This is a genomic window from Streptomyces sp. NPDC020780 (assembly GCF_044334475.1).
GTDB lineage: Bacteria > Actinomycetota > Actinomycetes > Streptomycetales > Streptomycetaceae > Streptomyces.
The window spans coordinates 360465-378959 of the sequence record NZ_JBIRTB010000001.1; the positions used below are offsets into that span (position 1 = coordinate 360465).

Genomic DNA, 18495 nt, shown 5'->3' on the forward strand with positions numbered 1-18495 from the left:
CTCGGCACCTGACCGCCGATCTTAGAGGGTGCGGGGAGCCCCGGCGGGTCGCCGCTCAGACGCTCCGGTCCGGCTTCGTCCAGGGCCACTTGAGCGTCGGGCGCTCGCGTCCGCCGGGTGCGTACGCGTACACCCAGCCGCGCTGCAGCCCGAGCCGCCTGGTGTATCCGGCGGGGACGCGCCGGTAGGCGTGCACGGTGGCCGGGCCGCCGTCCGGGTCCGGCACCGGGACCTCGTACCACTTGGGCGGGTGCCCGGTGGGCCCGAGCAGGACCGGTAGGACCCGGCCGTCCAGGGGTCCGCCGCGGAAGGGCGTGTTCTCGCTTTTCACGGTGCCAGTCTGACCCAGCCGGGCGCGGCGGGGGGTCAGCCGGGGGGCAGCAGGTGGCCCGCCCGCTCCGCCACCGGGGCCACCAGCGCGGCCAGCCGTCCGGCCGGGCCGTCCGCGGTCTCCTGGTCCAGCAGGTCCGCGACCACGCAGGCCGTCTCACCGTCGGTGGCCGCGGTGGCCGCGAGCAGCGCGATCAGGTGGTCGACCAGCCAGCCGCGCAGGTCGGGGGCGGGCGGCTGCTTCGCCTCGTCGAGCCAGATCAGCGACGCGGCCTCCACGGCCGCGATCCAGGTACGCACCATCATCCGCAACCGGGGCCCGGCGGCCTCCTCGCCGGGACCGTCTCCCCTGCCCAGGTGGTGCAGGATCTGCTCGGCCGCCGCCCGGCGTACCCCGTCCACGATCGTGGAGGTCTTCGAGGTCTCGGCGACACTGCCGCCGCGCAGCAACGCGCTGAAGCCCGCGTCGTGTTCGTCGACGAAGCCGAGGTAGCGGTCCAGGACCCGGCTCACTCGCTCGGTGGGCGGGCCGGCGGCCGGCTCGGCGAAGCAGAGCGTCAGCTGTTCCGCGGCCGAGCCGAGCGCGGCCTCGTACAACTGCTGCCGGCCGCCCGGGAAGTAGCGGTAGACCAGCGGCCGGGAGACGCCGGCCACGGCCGCCACTTCGTCGATCGACACGTCGTCCGGAGCCCGGTGGGCGAAGAGCGTGAGCGCCGCGCCGAGCAGTTGGGTGCGGCGCTCCTGGACACCGAGCCTTCGGTAGGCGCGGGCCGACGGTGCTGCGGGGACCGAGGTCATGCCCGGAAGCCTAATGCGCCGGCCCGCGATCGACCGTGTCGTGCCGTGCTGTGCTCTGCCGGACCGAGGACGGCTCGGGCGGGTTGCGGGGCGGGGACGGCCTTCGCCGGAACCGGGCCTCCGTTCAGTGCGGGGGTGGTGCCGGGTCCAGTGCGTTGCCGACGGTGCAGCCGCCCTCCCCAGGCATCCGCTGGATCCGGGGCGGCGACCACACCTCGGTGGCGCCGGGCGCCACGCGGGCGAGGAGGCAGTCCTGCGCGTCGAATTTGTTGCCCCGCACCGACAGGAGAACGCCCACCCGGGCGCCGTGCGCCTCCACCTCGGTACGGATCGCCGGATCCATGTCCAGGGCGGCGAGGACGCGGCGCACCCCGGCCTCGTCCGCCCGGCCGCCCTCCGGCACCCGGGGAAGCCTCGCGCGGAGCTCCTCGTACGGCAGCCGGGGCGGTGCGGGCGGCGGGGCGAAGGCCAACGGGAGCCCGTCCGGGCAGTCCACGTCACGGGGGTCCTCGTCCCAGGCGGACGTGGGCGAGACCCGCAGGGCGAAGCAGCGCCGCACGGTGATCTCGTCGGAGTCGAGCCATCCGTCGCGCGCGGAGGCGGACGTGCGCAGGACGATGCCGACGCCGTCCCCGTCGTGGGTCGAGGTACCCGTCACCCGCATCACCTCCACCCCCTCGACGCCGGAGACGGAGCGCCCGACCTCCTCCGCCGTGCGCGGACGCTGGCCGTAGAGCCGCTGACCCGCCTTCCTGGCCGTCTCCCGGGCGGTGTCCGCCGCCTCGGCCTCGGAGGAGCGCACCGCACCGCAGGCGACGGTGAACAGCAACAGCAACAGCGGTGCGAGCCGCAGGAGTCGGAGCATGGGTCCACCTTTCCGGTGCGGCGCGGGGCGGATCACCGCTCGTCTGCTCGGACCGCGCGCAGGCGAGCGTACCCAGCCGGTGCGGCGATGGGACGGCCGCACCCCGGAGCCGGGTTCAGGCCAGCAGGCCGGAGCGCTTCCACAGTCTGCGTCCGACACCGTTCAGGACCCCGATGTCGTCGAAGAAGTCCGTCAGCCGCCGCGCGCCCGTCTGCATCACCTCGGCCCGGTGGCCGCTCGCCCGCACCTGGGCGACGGCCTCGTGGCGGTCCAGGCCGACGTTCTCGTACACCTGCGGGTTGACGAAGCACACAGAGAACACGCGCGCCGCCTCCCCGCAGCTCAGCCGGGTCAGCCGGCGTTCCCAGGCGGGTGCGGTCACCATCTGGCGGCGCAGCTCCTCGCGGGCGTAGCGGACGTGTCGGGCCTCCTCGACGACATGGATGCGCGTCACCCCGCGTACGAGCGTCTGCACGCGCTCGTCGGGGAAGGTGAGCCGCTGCATCCAGTCCAGGATCTCCTCGCCGAGCAGGGTCGCGGCGAAGGAACCGGGCGTGGTGGAGACGGTCTTCAGCACCCGCGCCAGGTTGTGGTAGACCCGCGGGACGGGATACGTGGGGGCGCCGCCCCACTGGATCATCCGGCCGAACATCATCGAGTGCCGGCACTCGTCGGCTATCTCGGTGAGGGCGTACCGGACGTGGTTGCTGGTCACGGGCTTGTCGTAGATGTGCCGGACCAGAAGCTGCATCAGGATGATCTCGAACCAGATGCCGAGCGAGGCGAGTGACGCGGCCTCGTGCCGGGCGAGGTCCATGCGCTGCTCCTCGGACATCCTCCGCCAGAGCGGGGTGTCGTAGAGGGAGACGAGCTCGGGCGGCCAGAACCACTTGCCCTCCTCGACGGCGGAATCCCAGTCGAGCTCGGTGTCCGGGTCGAAGGAGTGCTTGGCCGACGCTTCGAGCAGGCGTGCCGCGACCAGTTCGCGGTCCTTGAGCGGTCCGAGTGCGTCACGCAGCGCCTGGACGTCCTGGTCGGTCACTGTCGTCATGGCTGTAGGCCCCTAGCGCATGGGTTACCGGCGGTCACTCTTTATGAGACTACCTGTCAGCAAGAGCGTCAATCCCTTGTGCGCGACTTGTTGACCCCGCGTCTACCAACGTGTGAACCTGCCAACTGACCGCAGCACCACGGGACATACGATCCTCGCCAGGCGAAGGAGCTGTCCGTGTCGACACACGACCTCTACACCACACCGCCCGACGCGCCCACATGGCAGGTTCCCGCCACCGGCGCCGCCCGCTTCACCTGGGACTACGACGACGGCCGTGACCGTCTCCTCGCCCTCTACCGGAAGGGCAAGGACAAGCAGTGGGACGGCGACAAGCGCATCGACTGGAGCCTGGAGGTCGATCCCGCCGACCCGCTGGGCACACCGGACGAGGTGCTCCCTCTCCACGGCACCCCGCACTGGGCGAAGATGACCGAGCGCGACCGCGGAGAGCTCCGCAAGCACTACACGTCCTGGCAGTTCAGCCAGTTCCTCCACGGTGAGCAGGGGGCGATGGTCTGCGCGGCCCGGATCGTGGAATCCGTCCCGGACCTGGACGCGAAGTTCTACTCCGCGACCCAGACGATGGACGAGGCGCGGCACGCGGAGATCTACGGCCGGTTCCTGCACGAGAAGGTGGGGATGCTCTACCCGGTCAACGACAGCCTCCAGGGCCTGCTCGGAGACACCCTGCGCGACTCCCGCTGGGACATGCCCTACCTGGGCATGCAGGTCCTCATCGAGGGTCTGGCGCTCGCCGCCTTCGGCATGATCCGCGATACGACCACCAAGCCGTTGCCGAAGCAGATCCTCGCCTACGTCATGCAGGACGAGGCCCGGCACGTCGCCTTCGGGCGCATGGCCCTGCGCGACTACTACCGGCAGCTCGGCGACGCGGAACTGCGCGAACGCGAGGAGTTCGTCATCGAGGGCTGCCACCTGATGCGCGACCGGCTCAAAGGCGTCGAGGTGCTGGAGAACTTCGGCATCGGCAAGCAGGAGGCCCAGGACCTCTCCGAACACTCGGAGTACCTGCGCCTTTTCCGGAAACTGTTGTTCAGCCGGATCGTCCCCTGCGTCAAGGACATCGGCCTGTGGGGGGAACGGCTCCAGAAGGCCTACGTGGACATGGGAGTCTTCGAGCTGGGCGACTCGAACCTGGACCTGCTGATGGCCCAGGACGAGGAGATAGCCGAACAACTGGACCGCGACCGCTTCGCACGGGAGGAGGAGGCCCGGGTCGCCGAGGTGGCGGAGACGATCGCGGAGGGCGGTGGGCCCTCCGCGTGAGCGGCCCTCACCCCTCGGGCACTTCCACGATCCTGCCGTTCTCGTCGACGGTCCTCGTCTCCCAGTACGTGTCCCACTTGTCGCCGACGTACTGGGGGACCTTGCCCTCGGGGTAGCGGGTGTACCCCTGGGGCGGCTCCTCGTCGTCGGGCACGCAGGCGCTGCCCGTGCCGCCCACCGACAGGACCGGGTACTCGCCGTTGCTGCACTGCGCCTCGGCCATCGAGCAGCCGGTGGACAGCAGGGCGACGGTCACCGCCGCCAGGGCGAGACCTGCCGCCGCCCGCCCTGTGCGGCGGGTGCCGTGGGTGGGCGCCGGGGGGCGAACTCCGGTGTTGCTGCGCATGATTGGCTCCTTCGAGGTGCGGCCGGACCGGTCGGATCCAGCCTGCCCGGGAGGCGACACGCCGACCATGAGTAGGCGTACTCAGGCCGGCCCGCCGGCGTACGCACAGCCGGTTCCCGCCCACGGCCGTCGCCCATCCGTACGCCGAACCCTCGTTCGGGGGTGACGTAGCGTGAGCCCATGACAATGCCGCCGCAGCCGCCGCAGAACCCGTACGGGCAGCCCCCTCTCCCGCAGAATCCGTACGGGCAGCAGCCTGCCCAGAACCCGTACCCGCAGCAGCCCGCTTACGCCTACCCGCCGCAGCCGGCCCCTGGCGCGCCCGGACCGTACTACGGGCAGCCGGGGATGCCGGGTGCGCCGGTGTGGCCCCCGCAGCCGCCTCGCCGGAAGCGGACCGGGCTCGTCGCCGGCATCGTGGCCGGGTCCCTCGTCCTCGTCGCCGCCCTCGGCTTCGGTGTGTACGAGCTGGTCGACAGGGGCGCGGACGCGGTGTTCCCCCCGGCCACGCACGAACTCGTCGTGGAGAAGACGGTGCTGGACGGGGAGTTCACCCTCAACAAGGACCTGTCGGACACCGAGGGCAAGAAGATCGAGGACATGCCCGACCCGACCATCCGGGACGGCAGGGCCGCCGTCGCCCAGTACGGCTCCGAGGAGAACGGCATGCTGGTGCTGTCCGGCATGTACGGACAGCTCGCCAGCCCGGCGTTCGTACGCGGCAAGATCCTGGAGGGCGCGGCGCAGGGGGAGGGCGCGACGGTCGTCGTGCCCCCCAGGGAGTACACGCCCGAGGGGTACGGCATCACGCTGGAGTGCCAGGTCGTGCAGTCCAAGGAGATCGGCCTGACCACCAACATGCCCATGTGCGCCTGGGGCGACGGGAACACCGCCGCCGCGGTCGCCGTGCTCCGGCCGCAGGACATGGACAAGGACGCGACATCGCTCGACCTGGCGAAGGCCGCCGAGGAAGCCGCGCAGGTCCGTTCCGAGATCCGCAGGCCGATCAGCTGAACCGGGGCGGACGCGACGGCGGCAGGACCCGCTCCACCGCGCATGCCATGCCCAGCAGTTCCGCGTCCGTTCCCCGGTCGGTCACCAGTTGGAGGCCGACCGGGCAGCCGTCCGGTGTGAAACCGGCGGGCACGCTCGCCGCCGGATGCCCGCTCAGGTTGAACGCCCACGTCAGGGCCGTCGAGAAGACCTCGCCGGGGCCCTCGTGGCCGTGCGGCCGGTTCGGTGTGGCCGGGCTCAGCAGCAGGGGCGTGCGTGCGAAGAAGGCGTCCAGGACGCGGTCGTTCGCGGCCCGGAGCGCCCGGGTGGCGGGCGTCACCGCGCGCCGGCGCACCGCCGTCCACGCCTCCACCGGGTCGAGCAGGCCGACGGGCCGGGGGACCAGGCGCACCACCCCCGCCGCCACCAGCCGGTCCACCGCGCTCCGCGCCACTTCCGCCACCTGCGGGTCGACGGAGGCGAAGCCCAGGTCCGGGCTGAAGACCGCCGGGACGGGGAGCCGGGCGGGCCGGGGCGCGTACCCGTCCAGCACATGACGCAGATACGTCTCCGCACGCGCCGCCGTACGTGCCAGCACGCCGGGGGAGGCCAGGCCCGTCCGGTCGGGGGAGGGCAGGAGCCCCGTCGTCGTCTTCAGGCCGAACACCCCGCACCATGCGGCGGGGATGCGGACCGACCCGGCCCCGTCGCTGCCCGTCGCCAGTTCCACCATGCCCGCCGCGACCGCGACGGCCGAGCCCGCCGACGAACCGCCCGGGGTGCGGTCCGCGCGCCACGGGTTGACCGTCCGGCCGTGCGCGCCCTCGCCCCAGGTCTGCCAGTCCGTTCCCGGGCCGGGCACGGACGTCGCGCCGACCGGGACTCCGCCGGCCGCGACGAGCCGGCGGGCCGCGTACGAGCGGATGCCCGCCGGGCCCTTCACCGCGAACGGCAGCCCGGCCAGGGGAAGACCGGTGGCGGTGCGGGCGCGGGACCGGGCCTCCTCGTGCCAGACCTCGGTGAAGGCGGACAGCTCCGGGTCCAGCCGGTCGATCCGGGCCAGGGCCGTCTCGGCGGCGGGAGCCGCCGGGTCGTTCTCAGCCATCCAGCGCGGCCTCCATCACGGCTCGTGCGATCGGGGCGGCGCTGCCGCCGCCGCTGATGTCGGCCCGGTCCGCCGAGGCGTCCTCCACGACCACGGCCACGGCCACCGCGGGGCGGCCCGAGTCCGGGGCCTGCGCCCACGAGATGAACCAGGCGTACGGGCTAGCGGAGTTGTCGACGCCGTGCTGGGCGGTACCCGTCTTGCCGCCGACCCTCACCCCGTCGATCGCCGCGTTCGTGCCCGTTCCGTTCTCCACGACGTCGACCATCATGCGCTGCAGCCGGGCTGCCGTCCCCGGCTCCATCGCCCGCCGGTAGGAGTCCTCGTCCCCCCGCCGCACCGTGCCACCGCCGGCGGTGGTCACCCGGTCCACCAGGTGGGGGCGCCGAAGGTCGCCGCCGTTCGCCACCGCCGCGGCCACCATCGCCATCTGGAGCGGGGTCGCGGTCGTGTCGAACTGGCCGATCGAGGACTGCGCCAGCTGGTCGTCGCTCATGTCCGAGTCGAAGTTGCTGCGGGCGACCCGGGAGGGGATCCTCAGCCCGTCCTCGTTGAAGCCGAACCGGCCCGCCGCCTCCAGCATGCCCTCCAGTCCCACCTGGACCCCCAGGTGGGCCATCACCGTGTTGCAGGAGACCCGGATCGCCTCCGCCAGCGACGCCTGCTCACAGCCACGCGCCTCGTCGGGGAGCGTGGTCGAGGTCCCCGGGAGCACGTAGGGGGACGGCGTGTCCGTCTCCGCGTCCGGGTCCTTCACGACGCCCGCGTCCAGCGCCGCCGCCGCCGTGACGATCTTGAAGGCGGAACCCGGCGGGTAGGTCTGCCGGATGGCCCGGTTGAGCATGGGCCGGCCGGCGGAGCGGTTGAGCCGCGCCCACGCGTCGGTGACCGAGGAGCCCGTACCGGACAGGACGCCGGGGTCGTACGATGGGGAGGAGACCAGCGCCAGGATCCTGCCGGTCGCCGGGTCGAGGGCCGCGACCGCCCCGCGCCGGCCGTCCAGGCCCTCGTACGCCGCGCGCTGCACCGCGTCGTCGACGGTGGTGACGACGTTGCCGCCGGGCTGCCGGCTGCGGGTGACGTCACCCCACAGGGGGAGGGGGGCCAGGATCGGGGCGGTACCGGAGAGGATGTCGTCCTCGGCGTTCTCCAGCAGCGAGGTGCCGTACGTCTGGGAGGCGTACCCGGTGACCGGCGCGTACAGCGGGCCGTACCGGTAGGTGCGCTCGAACGCGAGCGGCTCGCCGGTGTCCTTCGAGCCGGTGACGGACTCCTCGCCGACCAGGATGTCGCCGCGCGGCTGGTCGTAGCGGTCGATGGTGGTGCGGCGGTTGGCGGGGTTGCCGTTCAGCTCGTCGGCCTCGAAGACCTGGACCCGGGCCGCGTTGGCCAGCAGGGCGACGAGCAGCAGCAGGCAGAAGGCGGCGGCGTGCCGGATGTAGCGGATCACCGTGCGGCCCTCCCGTGCGGTCCCAGGTCCGGCGGTCCCTGCTCGACGACGGGGGCGATGACGCCCGTCGCCGGCTGATCCGGATGGGGGGTACGGGCCACGTCGCTGACCCGGATGAGCAGCGCCACGATGATCCAGTTGGTGACGACGGACGAACCGCCCTGGGCCAGGAACGGCATCGCCATACCGGTCAGCGGGATCAGCCCCATCACACCGCCCGCGATCACGAAGACCTGGAGCGCCAGGATCGAGGCGAGGCCGATCGACAGCAGCCGGCCGAAGGGGTCGCGCAGCGCGAGCCCCGCCCGGTAGCCGCGGGCCACCAGCAGGGCGTACAGCAGGAAGACGGCGGTGAGCCCCGCCAGACCGAGCTCCTCACCCGCGGTCGCCAGGATGAAGTCGGACTTGGCGGCGAAACCGATGAGGATGGAGTGGCCGAGGCCCAGGCCGGTACCGAACATGCCGCCCGCGGCGAACGCGAAGAGCGACTGGGCGAGCTGACCGGGGCCCTGCCCCGCGTCGATGCTCGCGTACGGGTCCAGCCAGTCCTGCACCCTGCTGTGCACATGGGGTTCGAACGAGCCGACGACGAAGGCCCCCGCGGCGGCGAGGAGCAGCCCGACGGCGATCCACCCGGTCCGGCCGGTCGCGACGTACAGCAGGATCACGAAGAGCCCGAAGAAGAGCAGCGAGGTGCCGAGGTCCCGTTCGAGGATCAGGACGCCGACGCTGAGCAGCCAGATCGCCACGATGGGGCCCAGGACCCGGCCGGTGGGCAGCTGCAGCCTCCAGATCCTGCGGCCGGTGTACGCGAGGGCGTTGCGGTTCGCGGCGAGGTAGGCGGCGAAGAAGACGGCGAGCAGGATCTTGGCGAACTCGCCCGGCTGGAACGAGAGTCCGCCGACCCGGATCCAGATCTTGGCCCCGTTCACGGCGGGGAAGAAGATCGGCACGGTCATCAGGACCAGCGCGGTGGCGACCGAGAGGTAGGCGTAGCGCTGGAGTACGCGGTGGTCGCGCAGCAGCACGACGACGGCGATGAAGAACGCGACCCCGAGCGTGGACCAGACCAGCTGGGTGGTGGCCGCCCGGTCGCTCGGCGTCTCCAGGTCGAGCCGGTAGATGAGGACCAGGCCCAGTCCGTTGAGCAGGACCGCGATGGGCAGCAGCAGCGGATCGGCGAAGGGGGCGCGGAAGCGGACGGCGAGGTGGGCGAGCAGGGCCAGGAGACCGAGACCGGCGCCGTACCCGGCGACATCGGGGGGCACCGCGTCGTTCCTGGCGAGGCCGACGGCCGCGTAACCGTAGACGGAGATGAGCACGGCCCCGATCAGGAGCGAGAGCTCGACCCCGCGCCGCTTGGGCAGGCGAAGCTCGGGCGGGCGCGCCTCCGCCGTCGTTGCGGTCATGCTCCGCAACGTAGCAAGAGGCGGGTGCTATTTCCCTTATGCCGACCTCGTGACACCCGCCGGTGCGGCTCAGCCCTGGTACGGGTTCCGGCCGCCGGGCGCGTACCCGGGCTGCTGCTGCGCGGCCCCGTACGGATTGCCGTCCTGGCCGGCGTGGGACTGGGCGAGCAGCCGGTCCGCCTCCTCCTTGGGTATCTGCCGCTCGCCGCCGCAGAAGGTGCACTGCGTCGCGTACTTCGTGGAGAACGGGAACAGCGGGACGAAGAACAGCGTGAACTTGGTGACGCGCTTGCGCAGCGTGTGCGCGGCGGGGTTGCCGCACCAGCCGCACACCATGGTGAGGACCGCGAGCTGGTAGAGATAACCTCGCGTACCGAAAATGATCATGATGTGATTCCTTTCCCCGCGTTCCCCGGAAGTGCCCGCCGGCAGATCGCCAGCAGTCTCTCGTCCTCATAAGTGTCGTGACTGCCGTAGCCGCCGTCCATCGCGTTGTGGCGGCGCACGGACAGCAGCTCGGCCCGCAGCACCCGGACCGCCTCCGACCCTGCACCAGCAGGCCCCATCCGCGCCAGACATTCCGCGACCCGAACTCTGACGTGACGATTCTTCTCCCACGCGGCAAGGAGTACCGGCACCGTCTCGGAGGTCCGCCCCGTGACCTGCCACAGGGCGATCGCGGCGTCGACCCGCAGCCACAGTTCCTCGTGCGTCAGCAGGGCACGCAGTCCGGGAGCGGCCTCCGCCGCCGCCGCGCCGAGTCCGCCCAGCGCGCTCGCCGCCGCCCGGCAGTCGTGGACCCGTTCCGTCCGCAGACCCTGGAGCAGTGCCGGCAGCACCGCGTCGGCGTCCCGGGAGACCGCCCAGAGCGCCTCCGCGGCCTCCGTGGCCGCCGCCGTGCCGGGACGGCCGAGCAGGGCCCGCAGCTCGGGAACGGCACAGCGGGCCGCCGGCCCGAAAGCGCCCAGGGCCCGCAGCGCCGCCGTACGCAGCCACTCGCCCCGGTACTCCGGCGCTCCCCGCAGCACCCGCAGCACCTCGGGCGCCGCCTCGCCCGCGCGCAGGGCCGTCAGCCCGCTCAGCAGCGGACTCGCCCGGTCGTACGCACTCTCGTCGAGCCCGACCTCGCCGAGCCTGCGCCGCAGCACCCCGGCCAGCGGGGCGGCCGAGGCGCCCAGATGCCCGATGGCGAAGCCCACGTCATGGGGGATCTCCGGCCGCTCCAGGGCCGCCGCCAGCGCGGGCAGCACCCGGGCGTCACCCAGCCGGGCCAGCGCCTTCACCGGGGAACCCAGCCCCGGCGGCCCGCCGGCCCACTCCCGCACCCAGGCGCGGGGATCGGCCGCCACCCGTGCTGCCAGGGCGTCGGCGGCGGGCGCGGCCAGGCAGAACAGCTCCTCCAGCACGTGCGAGGCCGCCTCGGCCAGCCGCGGTTCCGCATCCGCGAGCTGGGCGCCGACCAGCCGCACCAGCCCCTCGTACGGGCCCCGCCAGGCCCGGATCAGCCCGCCGCTCATCCGCACGGCGTCGATGCGCTGCCACGGGTCGGGGCTCCGCAGCTGGTCCGCCAGCAGGGCCGTACGGTCCTCGACGCGGTCGTCCAGGCCGACGTGCAGCGTCCGCAGCAGATCGGCCGCCCACGGTGTCCGGCGCTCCGCGGACTCCGCGGCCGACAGCGCCCGCAACTGCCCCACGAGCGTCGAGGAGGGCCGCTCCACCTGAGCCTCGGCCTGCTGCGGCTCCGACGACGGGCCGGGCCCGGACCGCAGTTCCCGCAGCAGTCCGGACACGATCCGCACCACGTCACCGGGCAGCGCGTCCGGGGCGCACCGGGCCAGCTGGGCGAGGGCCGCGAGCCGCAGTCCCGGTGCGTACGCCTCAGCGGCCAGCCTGCTCAGCCAGTCCGCCACCCGGGCCGCCAGCGGACGGTGGCGCAGGGCCACCCGGCCTGCGGCCTCGACGAGCGCGAGGCGCACCTCGCCGTCGGTCTCCACGGACAGCCGCTCACGCAGCAGCGCGAGCACCCTGACCGGATGGCCGTGCAGCGTGGCCAGGGCCAGAGGGGCGGCGAGCCGCACCCCCGGGTCGTCGTCGGCCACCAGCTCGAAGAAGACCTCCGCGCCGGCGGTGACGGCGGCCGCCGCCATCGCGTAGTTCGCGGCGCCCTCCCTCTCCTCCTCGTCGAGGTCGTCCTCGTCGTCCTCGTCCAGATCGATGCCGCCGATGCTGGTGAGCAGTTCGACGAGGCAGCCCCGGTCCCGCACCCGGGTGTCCGCGACCAGCTCGAAGAGGAAGGGGATGCAGGCGAGGGTGCACGCGTACACGTCGCCCTGGTGGTGCACCGCGCAGTACATCCCGTCGAGCGCGCTCTCGCGCTCGGCCGTGTCGGCCGAGGCAAGTCCCCGCAGCAGTGCCGGTACGTCGTCGGCCGGCCCGTAGGCATGCTCCATCGAGGCCCAGTCGACCTCGTCGATCCCCGCGAACACGCCATCCCCTCCCCGTGCCGTCCCCTACCCCGGGACCCGGTGGAGACCGGTCCACGAAGCAGCGCCTGCGCAGAGTGTGCACCACGGCCGGGCGAAATCCACCCTCCACTTGTGGCCTTTCCCGGGGCCGCGCAGGAGGGATGTGGAGGGGTTGTGCGCTTCCTGTCCGGCCTCATCCGCCGGGCAGCGGCCGTGCCTGCTCCGGATCGGTCAGCGGGCCGAGCAGATCTCCGTGCCGTGCCAGCCTCCGCGCCATGTCTCCTGCCAGGAAGACCAGTTCGGCAGGGGTCCGGCAAGCCCCGACCTCGTCCCAGGTGACGGGCGCGGAGACGGCAGGACTGTCCTGGGCGCGCAGGGTGTAGGGGGCCGCGGTGGTCTTGGCCGCGGCGTTCTGGCTGAAATCGACGAACACCTTCCCCGGGCGCAGCGCACGTGTCATCCGGTGCACGACCAGCTCGGGCAGCGCCCTCTGCGCCTCGACGGCCAGGCCCCTCGCGTACGCCGTCACGTCGTCGGAGGGCACCGGTTCCAGGGGGACGAGCAGATGCAGCCCCTTGGAACCGGAGGTCTTGCCGTACGCCGTCAACCCGTCCTCCGCCAGCCGCTCCCGCAGCCAGAGCGCGACCTCGCAGCACTCGACCACCGTCGCGGGCGCCCCGGGGTCCAGGTCGAACACCATCCGGTCCGCGACCGCCGGCGTCTCCTGCCGCCACTGATGGGTGTGGAACTCCACGACCAGGTTGGCCGCCCACATCAGCGAGGGCAGGTCCTGGACGAGTACCTGCCGGGCCCCGGGGTCGTCGGAGCGGGGCACGGGGGCCGTCCGCACCCAGTCGGGTGTACCGGGTGGCGGATTCTTGGTGAAGAAGTGGAGTCCGTCCGGGCCGTCCGGATACCGCAGGAACGACAACGGCCGGCCGCTCAGGTGCGGGAGCATCACGTCCGCCGCCGTGGCCGCGTAGTAGTGCAGTACCTCGCCCTTGGTGGTTCCGGTGGCCGGGTACAGCACCTTGTCGAGATTGCTGAGCGCCAGCCGCCGCCCCTCCACCTCTGTGATCGGCGTCATACGATAAGAATCACATGAAATCCGTCTTATGCGGTGATTGCCTGCTTAAGGGGTGCACGGTGAGGTCCATCTGGAACGGCTCCATCTCGTTCGGGCTGGTCAGCATCCCGGTCAAGCTGATGAACGCCACCGAGAACCACTCGATCTCCTTCCGGCAGATCCATCTCGCCGACGGGGGCCGGATCCGGTACCGCAAGGTCTGCGAACTCGACGAGGAGCAGGTGCCCGCGTCGGAGACCGTCAAGGCGTACGAGGAACCCGACGGCACCGTGGTGCCCGTGACCGACGAGGACCTGGCCTCGCTCCCGCTGCCCACCGCCAAGACGATCGAGATCGAGGGGTTCGTACCCGCGTCCGCGATCGACCCGCTCCAGCTGGACTCCGCCTACTACCTCTCGGCCAACGGGGTCCCGGCCGCCAAGCCGTACGCGCTCCTGCGCGAGGCCCTGAGACGGAGCGGGAAGGTGGCCGTGGCGAAGTACGCGCTGCGTGGCCGGGAACGGCTCGGCATGCTGCGGGTGACCGGCGAGGTGATCGCGATGCACGGGTTGCTGTGGCCGGATGAGATCCGTGCCCCGGAGGGCGTCGCGCCGGACTCCGGCGTCACGGTGCGCGACGCCGAACTCGACCTGGCCGACGCCCTGATGAACACCTTGGGGGAGGCCGATCTCGACACGCTCCACGACGACTACCGGGAGGCGGTCGAGGAACTCGTCACGGCGAAGGCCGCAGGGGAGGCACTGGAGCCGCAGGAGGGCGAGGGGGAGGGCGGGGGCACGGTCATCGACCTCATGGCGGCGCTGGAGAGCAGCGTACGGGCGGCCCAGGAGACCCAGGGCGGGGGTGGGGTGGCGGATGTTCACCACATCTCCTCCCGCGGGGCGCGGAAGGGGAGGGCGGGCAAGGGCCCGGCCGGGAAGGGAGCGGCGGGAAAGGAAGAGGCCGGGAAGGAGGGGGCCGGGAAGAAGGCCGCCGTCGAGCAGCCGTCCCGGAGGAGGGCACCTGCCGAGAAGAAGGCCACCGCGAGGACTGCGGCTGAGAAGACCACGGCGGGGAAGCCGGCCGCCAGGGCCGCGGAGGAGAAGGCCCCCGCTAAGAAGACGGCCGCGGAGGAGAAGGCCCCCGGGAAGAAGACGGCCGCGAGGAGAAGCCCCGGGAAGAAGGCTCCCGCGAAGGAGGTGGCCGGGAAGAAGGCCGCCTCCGGCAACCGCTCCTCCCCGAAGAAGGCGACCGCCTCCTCCAGGAAGCGGACCTCGGCCTGAGCGCGCCGCGCGCACGGGCTCGGCCCGGTCCTCCCCGTCCCCGCTCCGCCGCCCCTGGGGGTGGCACGGCCCGTCGCCGCCCGTTGAGCCCGTCCCGCGCCTTCTGCTGACAAAGCCCCTCGGCCGTCCGCCTCTCGGCCGTCCGCCTCTCGGGCATTTGTCCCGGCACCCGCCTCTGACGTCCCGGTGACGTCCCGGGGCTTGGCCCAGACATCACGGAGCGTGTCGGCGTAGGGGAGGGCGCCGTCGCACAGTGGATCGATCTTGTGGCCGAAGCCGCCCGTACAGGTGACGAAACCACCGTTACCGAGGTCAGGGCCGACGTGCGGACCATGATGGACATCTGTCCGGTGCTCGGTGTCCCTCCGGTCCGACCGGGTTGTGGAGCAGTCCGGGGCACACCGGTGCCCGGACCGCTCCGGAACGCCGTGCCCCCGACTCCGCGCGCCCGCTCTGCGCCCTGTCCGGCGGCCGGACCGCCGTACACGCTGGGGGCAGGGACGTCGGAACGGTGAGACAGGAGGGGCACGATGCAGGATCTCAAGGTCACGTCATGGCAGCTCTTCGGGCACGACCGGCTCTACGTGAACCTGCCGGACGGCACCGCGATCGGGTGGGCGGACCTGGGGAGCGGCACGATCACGGTCCTGCACCCCCGTTACCGTGACGCCGTCACCGACGCGCTCGCGCGCCAGATCCCGGGCATCCCCGCCCTCGGCGAGGTGGCCCCCCAGGGACCGCCGACTCCGCCGGCCCCGCCGACGGCGCCCCGGATCCCGCCCCTGCGGCGGATGCGGAAGCGCGGCGCGGCCAGGGCACCGGAGGGCGGGCAGGGCGGACCGGTCGTGGGGCGGCCGGGCGGACCGGTCGCGGAGCCGGGCACCGGCCGGGTCCCGCAGCCGCGCCCCGCTGCGGCCCCGGAGACGGACCCGCGCCTGCGGCAGGACCGTGCGCCGACACCCCCGTCGGTCCGGGCTCCGGTGTCCGGCCGAGGCCGTGCACCCGCCCCACCCTCGGGACTGCCCCAGTCACCTCCGGGACTGCCCCAGTCACCCCCGGGACTGCCCCGGTACCCGGTGTCCGGGCCGGTTCCGGTGGCGAGCCAGGCCCCTGAACCCGCGCCGGCCCCGACGTCACGCCGCCAGGACCGGGCACCCGCGACCTCACCCCCGACCGTGCCCCCAGCCCCGGCGTCCCGCCACGTCCGGGGACCCGCAGCCGACCCGGAACCCGCTCAGGACCGGGCATCCGCGCCTGTGGGCGTCCTGGAATCCGCCCAGGACCGGCCGTCCGTGTCCGCGTCCGCTCCGGAACCCCCTGGAAACCCGCCGTCTCCTTCCGCAGCCGACCCGGAACCCGACCGGGACCGGGCATCCGCGCCTGTGGTCACTCCGGAATCGGTTCGGTACCGACCGTCCGCGCCCGTGCCGGGTCCGCCGCCGGGGCGGTCCCCCCGGCCCGCGCTGCCCCCGCTCACGCCGGCGAGTGACCTCGCGTCCCGGCGGCCCGGCGCCGCGCTGCGGGCGCAGCTCGACGCGTCCGGAGCCGGAGCCCTCGTGCGGGCCGCCACCGGCGCCCTGCGCCGTCACAAGGACGGGGACCCCCGCCGGGCCGCGCTGGCGGGAGAGCGGCGCTCGGGCGCCGAGCTGAAACGGCTGACCCGGCACGGCTGGCGGGTCCTGCACTCGGTACCCCTGCCGGACGGCACGGAACTCGGCCACCTCCTCATCGGGCCGGGCGGCGTGTTCGCCGTGTACACCGAACACCACCCGCAGGCCCGCGTCCGGATCGGGGACGGCACCCTGCGGACCGACGACGACGCCCCCCGGCCGTACGCGCTCGACAGCCGCCCCGGGGCCGCGGCCGCCCAGGCGGTGCTGGAGGCGCACTGCTCGTTCCCCGTACCCGTCGGCACCGTGCTGGTCTTCGTCGGTGTCACCGCACTCGAGGTCGTCGCCACCCCGGCCGGTGTCCGCGTCTACCGGGACCGTCAGGTCTCCGCCCTGGCCCCGCTGACCGGCGTCCTCACACCCACCCAGGTGGAGAAGGTCTACGATGTCGCGCGGAACCGGGAGGCCTGGGTGGGCGGGTGAACTCCGGGCATGGCCGGTGGACTTCCGTGCCGCCCAGGGAGAACCCTTGATGAAACTGCGCTGTGCCGTGCTCGACGACTTCCAGTCCGTCGCCACCAGCGTCGCCGACTGGTCGTCGGTCACCGCGGACGTCGACGTGGTGAGCTTCACGGAGCACTGCGCCACCGAGGACGAACTGGCCTCGCTCCTGGCCGACTTCGACATCGTCGTCACGCTCCGGGAGCGGGTCGCGTTCCCGGCGGGGCTCTTCGGGCGGCTGCCCCGCCTGCGGCTCCTCGTCGCCTCCGGCATGCGCAACTCCGTCATCGACTACGCGGCGGCCCAGCGGCACGGGGTCACCGTCTGCGGGACCGCCAGCACGGCGACGCCGCCCGTCGAACTCACCTGGGCGCTGCTGCTGGGCCTGGCCCGCGGTCTCGTGACCGAGGCCGGGTCGATGCGCGGGGACGGGCCGTGGCAGTCCACCGTCGGCGCCGACCTGCACGGCCGGCGGCTGGGGCTCCTGGGGCTGGGGAAGATCGGCAGCAGGGTCGCCGCCGTGGGCCGGGCGTTCGGGATGGACGTGGTGGCCTGGAGCCACCACCTGACCCGGGAGCGGGCCGACGCGGTCGGGGTGGGCCTCGCCCCGTCGATGGAAGACGTGCTGGAGAGCAGCGACTTTGTCTCCGTACACCTTGTGCTCAGCGACCGCACGCGGGGCCTGATCGGTCCGGCGGAGCTCGCCCTGATGCGGCCCACCGCCTACCTCGTCAACACGTCGCGGGCGGCGATCGTCGACCAGGACGCGCTGCTCGACGCCCTCACCCGGGGCGCCATCGCGGGCGCGGGCGTCGACGTGTTCGACGTGGAACCGCTCCCGGCCGGCCATCCCCTGCGTACCGCACCGCGGCTGCTGGCGACTCCGCACCTGGGCTATGTCACCCGGGCCAACTACGCCACGTACTACACGCACGCCGTGCAGGACATCCGTGCGTACCTCGACGGCGCCCCCGTCCGGTTGCTCGGCTGACGCCGGGCCCCCGCCCGTCCGGCGACCTGCGGCAGAGGCCGCGCACGGTCCGGTGTTCGGTGCCGCATGTGAACGGAGCATGTCGGTAACGGCCTCACGGGGGTTCGGAGTCCGCCGTTCCTCGTAGGGTGCGTGGACGGCGGCACGACGACCGCTGCCGACAGAGAGGCCCGACCCGTGCACCCGCCCATGACCGCCGTTCCCGCCGGTACCGTCGATCTCCGTGACGACCGCCGCGGCACCCGCCGGCAGACGGACATCGCACCCTTCCAGCTCGGCCGTTATCCCGTGACGGCCGGCCTGTACGGCGCACTCACGGCGGCGGAGACCCCGGCGGCCGCCGCCCCCGCAGATTCCGTGCCTCTCACGAACATCAGCTGGCACGATGCCGTCGAACTGTGCAACGGGATGTCGGCGGCGGCCGGGCTGCCCCCGGCGTACTCCCACGACACCGCGAGCGGTCAGGTGGCCTGGGACCAGGGCTCGGACGGCTACCGCCTGCCCACCGAGGCCGAGTGGCAGTACGCGTGCCGGGCGGGCACGACCGGCTACCGGTACGGCGCGATCGACGACATCGCCTGGTACGACGGCAACGCGGACGGCCGGGCCCACGGCGTAGGCGCCAAGGCCCCCAACCCGTGGGGGCTGTACGACATGCTGGGCAACGTCTGGGAGTGGTGCTGGGACCTCTACGACGAGGAGGTCTACGGCGCGTACCGCATCTTCCGCGGCGGCGGCTGGGCCGAGTCGGAGCGCGGCTGCGGCGCCACGGTACGCCGCCGCAGCCACCCCACCTTCGCCATCGACGACCTGGGCTTCCGTCCGGCCCGCAGTGTGCGCCGGACGGCGTCCGGCACGCTCTGACAGTCGCCCGGCCGGGCGGAACCGGCCCGCGGCGCCGGGTCGAGGCGTCGGCCCGGTGTGCCGCACGGCCTTCGGCGG

17 protein-coding genes are annotated in these 18495 nt (G+C 73.1%); 6 read left to right on the forward strand and 11 right to left on the reverse strand.

All coding sequences use genetic code 11. From position 1 onward, the window contains the following. Nucleotides 1–55: 55 nt before the first annotated feature. The 4 genes from ACH4VO_RS01635 to ACH4VO_RS01650 form a co-directional block, all read right to left on the reverse strand. Entirely contained in the window at nucleotides 56–331 is a 276-nt protein-coding gene (locus tag ACH4VO_RS01635; protein WP_360983611.1) for a hypothetical protein, read from the reverse strand. Nucleotides 332–366: 35 nt separating this feature from the next. Next, nucleotides 367–1128, reverse strand: a complete 762-nt coding sequence (locus ACH4VO_RS01640; RefSeq protein WP_360983614.1) for a TetR/AcrR family transcriptional regulator — start codon at nucleotides 1126–1128, stop codon at nucleotides 367–369. 124 nt (nucleotides 1129–1252) lie between these two features. After that, nucleotides 1253–1993 carry a translation initiation factor IF-2 gene (locus tag ACH4VO_RS01645; RefSeq protein WP_360983617.1) on the reverse strand — a complete coding sequence of 247 codons (741 nt, stop codon included), beginning with the start codon at nucleotides 1991–1993 and terminating at the stop codon, nucleotides 1253–1255. A gap of 115 nt (nucleotides 1994–2108) precedes the next feature. Beyond that, complete coding sequence (locus ACH4VO_RS01650; RefSeq protein ID WP_360983620.1) at nucleotides 2109–3044, reverse strand: diiron oxygenase; 936 nt, start codon at nucleotides 3042–3044, stop codon at nucleotides 2109–2111. A 177-nt stretch (nucleotides 3045–3221) separates the two neighbouring features. On the opposite strand from ACH4VO_RS01650, the gene ACH4VO_RS01655 reads away from it, so the two are divergent. After that, nucleotides 3222–4334, forward strand: coding sequence for a ferritin-like domain-containing protein (locus ACH4VO_RS01655; RefSeq protein ID WP_360983623.1), 1113 nt, complete (start codon nucleotides 3222–3224; stop codon nucleotides 4332–4334). A gap of 7 nt (nucleotides 4335–4341) precedes the next feature. Here ACH4VO_RS01655 and ACH4VO_RS01660 read toward each other — a convergent pair whose 3' ends face one another. Continuing rightward, nucleotides 4342–4680: an SCO0607 family lipoprotein gene (locus ACH4VO_RS01660; protein ID WP_360983626.1), complete on the reverse strand. Its 339-nt coding sequence runs from the start codon at nucleotides 4678–4680 to the stop codon at nucleotides 4342–4344. Between the two features lie 180 nt (nucleotides 4681–4860). Here ACH4VO_RS01660 and ACH4VO_RS01665 point away from each other — a divergent pair, with 180 nt between their 5' ends. Then, entirely contained in the window at nucleotides 4861–5694 is an 834-nt protein-coding gene (locus ACH4VO_RS01665; protein ID WP_360983629.1) for a hypothetical protein, read from the forward strand. On the opposite strand, the gene ACH4VO_RS01670 is transcribed toward ACH4VO_RS01665, so the two are convergent. The 6 genes from ACH4VO_RS01670 to ligD all read right to left on the reverse strand — a co-directional run bounded on the left by ACH4VO_RS01670 (nucleotide 5687) and on the right by ligD (nucleotide 13189). After that, a complete protein-coding gene (locus ACH4VO_RS01670) occupies nucleotides 5687–6778 on the reverse strand; it encodes an amidase (RefSeq protein ID WP_360983632.1) in 1092 nt (363 codons plus the stop codon). The genes ACH4VO_RS01665 and ACH4VO_RS01670 overlap by 8 nt on opposite strands. Further along, entirely contained in the window at nucleotides 6771–8228 is a 1458-nt protein-coding gene (locus ACH4VO_RS01675) for a penicillin-binding transpeptidase domain-containing protein (protein ID WP_360983635.1), read from the reverse strand. The genes ACH4VO_RS01670 and ACH4VO_RS01675 overlap by 8 nt, the downstream gene beginning before the upstream one ends. Beyond that, nucleotides 8225–9637 carry an FtsW/RodA/SpoVE family cell cycle protein gene (locus ACH4VO_RS01680; protein WP_360983638.1) on the reverse strand — a complete coding sequence of 471 codons (1413 nt, stop codon included), beginning with the start codon at nucleotides 9635–9637 and terminating at the stop codon, nucleotides 8225–8227. Before ACH4VO_RS01680 ends, ACH4VO_RS01675 begins: the two co-directional genes overlap by 4 nt. 69 nt (nucleotides 9638–9706) lie before the next feature. Beyond that, nucleotides 9707–10024, reverse strand: coding sequence for a zinc-ribbon domain-containing protein (locus tag ACH4VO_RS01685; RefSeq protein WP_360983641.1), 318 nt, complete (start codon nucleotides 10022–10024; stop codon nucleotides 9707–9709). After that, nucleotides 10021–12123 (reverse strand): PBS lyase, encoded by a 2103-nt coding sequence (locus ACH4VO_RS01690; protein ID WP_360983644.1) that lies wholly within the window; start codon nucleotides 12121–12123, stop codon nucleotides 10021–10023. The genes ACH4VO_RS01685 and ACH4VO_RS01690 overlap by 4 nt, the downstream gene beginning before the upstream one ends. Nucleotides 12124–12295: 172 nt before the next feature. Further along, nucleotides 12296–13189 carry a non-homologous end-joining DNA ligase gene (ligD, locus tag ACH4VO_RS01695; protein ID WP_360983647.1) on the reverse strand — a complete coding sequence of 298 codons (894 nt, stop codon included), beginning with the start codon at nucleotides 13187–13189 and terminating at the stop codon, nucleotides 12296–12298. Between the two features lie 59 nt (nucleotides 13190–13248). Here ligD and ACH4VO_RS01700 point away from each other — a divergent pair, with 59 nt between their 5' ends. The 4 genes from ACH4VO_RS01700 (at nucleotide 13249) to ACH4VO_RS01715 (ending at nucleotide 18417) form a co-directional block, all read left to right on the forward strand. Then, nucleotides 13249–14451 carry a Ku protein gene (locus tag ACH4VO_RS01700; protein WP_360983650.1) on the forward strand — a complete coding sequence of 401 codons (1203 nt, stop codon included), beginning with the start codon at nucleotides 13249–13251 and terminating at the stop codon, nucleotides 14449–14451. Between the two features lie 1424 nt (nucleotides 14452–15875). Beyond that, nucleotides 15876–16544, forward strand: a complete 669-nt coding sequence (locus ACH4VO_RS01705; protein ID WP_360983653.1) for a nuclease-related domain-containing protein — start codon at nucleotides 15876–15878, stop codon at nucleotides 16542–16544. Nucleotides 16545–16593: 49 nt separating this feature from the next. After that, nucleotides 16594–17553 (forward strand): D-2-hydroxyacid dehydrogenase family protein, encoded by a 960-nt coding sequence (locus ACH4VO_RS01710; protein ID WP_360983656.1) that lies wholly within the window; start codon nucleotides 16594–16596, stop codon nucleotides 17551–17553. A gap of 189 nt (nucleotides 17554–17742) precedes the next feature. Continuing rightward, entirely contained in the window at nucleotides 17743–18417 is a 675-nt protein-coding gene (locus ACH4VO_RS01715) for a formylglycine-generating enzyme family protein (RefSeq protein ID WP_360983659.1), read from the forward strand. Nucleotides 18418–18495: the final 78 nt, after the last annotated feature.